This is a genomic window from Candidatus Nitrospira neuquenensis, from assembly GCF_979578155.1.
Genome location: NZ_CEFZDU010000030.1, coordinates 1 through 5705, shown reverse-complemented (window position 1 = coordinate 5705; position 5705 = coordinate 1). Strand labels below are relative to the sequence as shown.

The window sequence follows — 5705 nt, the reverse complement described above, 5'->3', positions numbered from 1 at the left end:
AGAGGGCGGCACCGGGCCGCCGCTCGCGGACACCAGCCGGAACACGAACTGCCCGCCGTCATCCCCTGCCCCCTTCAAGGGTTCGCTCCGCGGCGTCTGGTCCGTGTTGTTCCCCACCAGCGGCAGCAGCTCCGCATAAATCCGGCTGGGCACTAGGTAGGGCTCCTGGTTCTCGCGCAGCAACGTGATGAAGTGGTAGGCGAAGACACTGTGCCCCTCCCGCCCCTCGTCCGCCACCGGCTCCGTCCCGCCCGAGGTCAGGCCCCAGCGGGATCGCTTGGCTGCCAGCTTCGCCAGCGTCTTGTCGTTCACCGGCATTGCGGCCCGCTGCCCGAACAGCGTCCCGCTGAAGCAGGAGTCCGCCACCAGATAGACGTGCTTGGCCTTCATCCCGGCGATGTAGTCCCGGATCGAGGCGTTGGTGATGAAGGTCCCCGGCTGGTTCGGCTGGCCCTCGACCGGCACCCACCAGCCGAGCCGCCCCTCGTCGTCGTACTGCCCGTGGCCGGCGTAGTAGATGAGCACGCTGTCGTCCGGCTTGGCGAGCTGGCCCAGGCGGTAGAGCTCCTGCTCGATGGTCGTCCGCGTGGCCTGCTCGTCCAGCAGGACGATGACCCGTTCCGGGGCGAACCCATACCGCGAGACGAGCACGTCGCGCACGCCGGTCGCGTCCTTGACCGCGCTCCGGAGCGTGGGCGCGTGCCGGTACCGGTCAATGCCGATGATCAGCGCCCAGTACTCGCCGCTGATCGGCACCACGGGCGGTGCAGCCCGCGGCGTGGCAGCGAGGTCGCGCTGGTCGGCGCGAAGCGGCGCGACGGAATCGAGCACGAGCAGCAGGGCGGCCAGGAGGCCGAGCAGAAATCGACAGCGCATGCGGCACCTCGCGGGTCGGCTCACCCCAGAAGAGACAACCACGATGGGGCATCCCGGCCACACGCCGTTCGCCCTGAGCCGGTCGAAGGGCCTGTCCACCCACGACCGCCCGTTCCTGGTTCGACGGGCTCACGACGAACGAACCGGGGGATGCCACCTCGGCCATCGTCCGGGACGGCGGTATTGTAGCGTGCCGGCCGTCGCCGTCAAGGGGGAGCCTACCCCGCCCGCCCCCCCGACGCCCATACGCCGAATGGCGTACGTGGTCGGCCGGAGCGACGGCCGCCGGGCCGGTGGTGAAGGGAAGGGCCGCGACGGGTGGGGCCGGCCGCGCAGAGGGGACGGGGACGGCCGGACGAGCGAGGGGGTGGAGGCGCCGGGCGGGTTCGAACCGCCGCATCGCAGTTTTGCAGACTGCTCCCTTAGCCACTTGGGTACGGCGCCTTGCCGCGCATTATAGCGAGCGGGGGATTTGAAAGACAACCGACGGCGGGTCAGCGCCGGTTCGGCAGGACGGGCAGCTCGCGGGATGAGGGCACGGAAGCCGGCGGCGCCGCCGGAGCCGCCGTTTCGTGCCGGGCTCCGCCGTTACGCTCGGAGGCCGGCGCACCGTTCGCGCCCTCGGCCTCCCGCTCCTTGGCCATGAGCTCGACTTCCTCGATGAGCGTGTCCATGAGCTCGGCCATGGGCACCCTGCGGACCAGCTTGCCCTTCTTGAAGAGGATCCCGACTCCCTCCCCCCCGGCGATGCCGATGTCCGCCTCCTTGCCCTCGCCGATGCCGTTGACGACGCAGCCCAGGACCGAGACGTTCAGCGGCGTGCGGATGTGGCCGAGCCGCTTCTCCAGCTCGTCGGCCATCTTGACGACGTCGATCTCCACCCGGCCGCAGGTGGGGCAGGCGATGACGTTGATCCCGCGATGGCGCAGCTCCAGCGACTTGAGGATCTCGAACCCGACCCGCACCTCCTCCACCGGGTCGGCGGCCAGCGAGACGCGGATCGTGTCGCCGATGCCCTGCGAGAGCAGCCAGCCGATGCCGACGGCGGACTTGACCGCGCCGGTCAGCACCGTGCCGGCCTCGGTGATGCCGAGGTGCAGCGGGTAGTTCGACTGCTGCGAGAAGAGCCAGTAGGCGTCCACGGCCATGTGGACGTCGGAGGCCTTGAGCGACACCTTCATGTTGGTGAAGCCGACGTCCTCCAGCGCATGGACGGCGTTCAGGGCGGACTCGGCCAGCGCCTCGGCCGTGGGGTAGCCGTACTTCTCCAGCAGGTCGCGCTCCAGGGACCCGCCGTTCACGCCGACGCGCAGGGGGATGCCCCGGTCGGTCACCGCCTTGATGACCTCGGTCACCTTCCACCAGGCGCCGATGTTGCCCGGGTTGATCCGGACGCAGTCCACGACCTCGGCGGCCTTGAGCGCGAGCCGGTGGTCGAAGTGGATGTCCGCGATGAGCGGGACGGTCATGGCGGCCTTGATCTTCGGCAGCGCCGCCGCGGCCTCCGCGTCCGGGACCGCGACCCGGATCAGCTCGCAGCCCGCCTCCTCCAGCCGCCGAATCTGCTCGATCGTCGCGGCGACGTCCCGCGTGTCGGTCGAGCACATGGACTGGACGGAGATCGGCGCGTCGCCGCCGATCTTGACGGACCCGACCGTGATCTGCCTCGTCTTGCGCCTGGTGATGTACATGGCCGCTCCGCCTCGCCCCCTCAACTCCCCTGGTCGTCGGCGCGGCGCTCCCGCCGCGCCGACCAGCCGGCGAGCGCCCGCGCCTCCCGGAGGCTCTCGGCGGCCGCGCCGGCGAGCAGCGCCTTCGCCGCCTCGTAGATCCCCTCGGCCGTGAGCCCGTACTTTTCCCGCAGGAGGTCCTGCGGACCCTGCTCGATGTACCGGTCCGGCAGCCCGATGAGCCTGGTCGGCAGGCCGACGACGCCCCGGTCGGACAGGCATTCCAGGACGGCGGAGCCGAAGCCGCCCATGCGGCTCCCCTCCTCGACCGTCACGAGGCCGCGCACCCGGCGCGCCACCCGCTCGATCAGGTCCGCGTCGAGCGGCTTGACGAAGCGCGCGTTGACGACCGCGCAGGAGACGCCCTCCGCCGCCAGCCGTTCGGCCGCCGCCATCGCTTCCCAGACCGTCACGCCGACGGCCACCAGGGCCACGTCCGTGCCGTCCCGGAGCAGCTCGCCCTTGCCGAGCGGCAGAGCGACCGGCGCCGGGTCCATCGGCACGCCGAGGCTGGTGCCGCGCGGATAGCGGACCGCGGCCGGCCCCTCGTAGGCCAGGCAGGTCTTGACCATGTGCTGCAGCTCGTTCTCGTCCTTGGGCGCCATCACGACCATGTTGGGGACATGGCGCAGGTAGGCGTAGTCGAAGGCGCCGTGGTGCGTCGTCCCGTCCTCCGCCACGAGGCCCCCGCGGTCGATGCAGAAGGTGACCGGCAGGTTCTGGGTCGCCACGTCGTGCACGACCTGGTCGTAGGCCCGCTGCAGGAACGTCGAGTACATGGCCACGACGGGCCGGAGCCCCCGGGCGGCCAGCCCCGCGGCGAAGGTGACCGCGTGCTGCTCGGCGATGCCGACGTCGTAGAGCCGGTCGGGAAACTCCTTCTCGAAGGCCGTGAGCCCCGTCCCCTCGCACATGGCCGCCGTGACGGCGACGATGCGCCGATCCGCGCGCGCCAGCCCCACCAGCGCGTTGACCGCGAGCGTCGTGTAGGAGGGGCGCGAGGGCTTCTTCGCCGGCTCGCCCGTCGCGCGCACGAAGGGCGGGCAGGCGTGGAACCAGACCGGGTTCATGACGGCCGGCTCGTAGCCCAGCCCCTTCTTCGTGATGACGTGGAGGAGGGTCGGGCCCTTGAGCCTGAGCACGTTCTCCAGCGTGGGCAGCAGGTGGTCGAAGCGGTGCCCGTCGATCGGCCCCACGTACCGGAACCCCAGCTCCTCGAACAGCAGACCCGGCAGGATCAGGCCCTTGGCCAGCTCCTGCGCCTTCCTCGCGATCTTCTCGACCTCCCGGCCGATCTGCGGGATGGCCCGCAGGAACTGGCCGGTCTCCTCCTTGACCCGCGTGTAGAACTCGCCGGTGAAGGTGCGGCTCAGGTAGGCCGAGATCGCGCCCACGTTCTTGGAGATGGACATCTGGTTGTCGTTGAGGACCACCAGGAAGTCCTTGCCCAGCCCGCCGGCGTGGTGCAGCCCCTCCAGCGTCATCCCGGCCGTGAGCGCCCCGTCGCCGACCACGCAGACGACCTTGTGCGTCTGCCCGAGCTGCTCCCGGGCCTCCACCATGCCGAGCGCGGCGGAGACGCCGGTGCCGGCGTGGCCCGCGTTGAAGGTGTCGAAGACGCTTTCTTCGCGCTTACAGAACCCGCTCAGCCCGCCGTACTGCCGGAGCGTGTGGAACTGCTCGCGGCGGCCGGTGAGCAGCTTGTGGGTATAGGCCTGGTTGCTCGTGTCCCAGACGATCAGGTCCTTGGGCGTGTCGAGCAGGTAGTGGAGGGCCACCGTCAGCTCCACCACGCCCAGGTTGGACGCCAGATGGCCCCCGACGTCGGACACGACGGAGATGATCTGCTCGCGGATTTCGGCGGACAGCGCCGGCAGGTCCTCCGGCGTCAGCCGCTTCAGGTCCAAGGGACTGTGAATCTGCTTCAGCAAAGCCATGGGGTTCGCCTCTGTACGGTTATGGGAGACCGCCGACGGTCGGGTGCGCGGGGCGCCGGGGGAGCGCCCGCGGAGCCTGGCGGTCGCATCGCAGGATGCCCGGCAGTCTCCCACATCATCCGGCCATAGTCAAGCGTTTCACCCTACCCGGGGGTCAGTGCCCGAAGCGGTACGTCACCACCGTCGCCAGCGTGAAGTCGGCGGCGCTGCCCGTGATGAAGTCCAGGTTTTCGACCGCGTACATCTGCCAGAGCAGGGTCGGCCGCAGCAGGTAGCTGAACCCCACCGTGGCCTCGGTCACGCCCTTGTCCAGGACCGGCGAGCCGGCGTTCCGATAGAAGCTGGAGTAGTAATCGAACTGCGCCGTGAGGGACAGGGCCCGCGACCAGAGATACTCGACCGCCGTGATCGAGGAGAGGCCGGGCTGGAGCGTCAGGCCGGAGATCGTGCCGGTGGGGAAGATGCCGTTGAGGTTCTGATGGACGATCCAGTGCGGGGCCAGCCTCTTCTCCAGCGCGACGCCCAGACCGAAGTCCGGATGGCCGCTCCCGAAGAACTCGCCCGCGTCTCCCGTCGGCACCTTGATCGCGCCGCGGACCGACACGGCCGGCAGCAGCGACGTTTCTTTCACGACCTGGTATTTCGCGCTGATCGTGGTATCGCCGAGCCCGAGCGCCCCGTCCGGCCCGCTGAAGAGCGTCTGCCCGTTCTTGGTCACGCTGTAGGCGTAGGGCGTGCTCTGGAGACTCTTGCGCGCCGGCGCGACCCCGCTCGTGATCCCCTCGACCGCCTTGATCGCGCCGTTGCCGAACCCCTGCCAGCGGTAGAGGGCCGGGATCTCCAGCCCGACCTCCAGCCGCTCGGCCAGGCCGTAGCGGAGAAACAGCCCCGAGCGGAGCTGCTCGAACTTCACGACCGCGTTCACGGGCGGCGTGTTGCTGTCGAAGATGCTGGCGGTCTGGGCCAGCTCGACCCGGATGTCCAGCGCCCCCTTCGGCATCACCGCGGCCCGGTCCCCCGGCATGCCGAGCACGAGGAGCTGGAAGGGTTGGAAGTTGCGGACGGAGAACGGCCCGAATCCCTCCGGCGCCGAGTCCGCCGCCGCGACCGCCGCCGTCGCCAGAACGAGCGCCGCCGCCCAGACAGCCGGCCGCCCCCCCCC

At 70.3% G+C, this 5705-nt stretch carries 4 protein-coding genes and 1 tRNA gene; all 5 read right to left on the bottom strand.

Features of this window, described 5'->3' with window-relative positions:
• Window positions 1-876: caspase family protein (locus AC1U7O_RS10795; protein ID WP_479894782.1), on the bottom strand; the 876-nt coding region annotated here is incomplete at its 3' end.
• Window positions 877-1244: 368 nt separating this feature from the next.
• A tRNA-Cys gene (locus AC1U7O_RS10790) sits at window positions 1245-1320 on the bottom strand.
• 50 nt (window positions 1321-1370) lie between these two features.
• Window positions 1371-2567: a flavodoxin-dependent (E)-4-hydroxy-3-methylbut-2-enyl-diphosphate synthase gene (gene ispG / locus AC1U7O_RS10785; RefSeq protein ID WP_479894780.1), complete on the bottom strand. Its 1197-nt coding sequence runs from the start codon at window positions 2565-2567 to the stop codon at window positions 1371-1373.
• Between the two features lie 20 nt (window positions 2568-2587).
• Window positions 2588-4543: a 1-deoxy-D-xylulose-5-phosphate synthase gene (gene dxs / locus AC1U7O_RS10780; RefSeq protein ID WP_479894779.1), complete on the bottom strand. Its 1956-nt coding sequence runs from the start codon at window positions 4541-4543 to the stop codon at window positions 2588-2590.
• 154 nt (window positions 4544-4697) lie between these two features.
• Window positions 4698-5705 (bottom strand): DUF3187 family protein (locus tag AC1U7O_RS10775; protein ID WP_479894777.1); only part of this gene is annotated, 1008 nt, incomplete at its 5' end.

Coding starts and splice junctions, on each gene's coding strand:
- ispG (WP_479894780.1), bottom strand. CDS start 2,567: ATGTACATCACCAGGCGCAAGACGAGGCAGATCACGGTCGGGTCCGTC.
- dxs (WP_479894779.1), bottom strand. CDS start 4,543: ATGGCTTTGCTGAAGCAGATTCACAGTCCCTTGGACCTGAAGCGGCTG.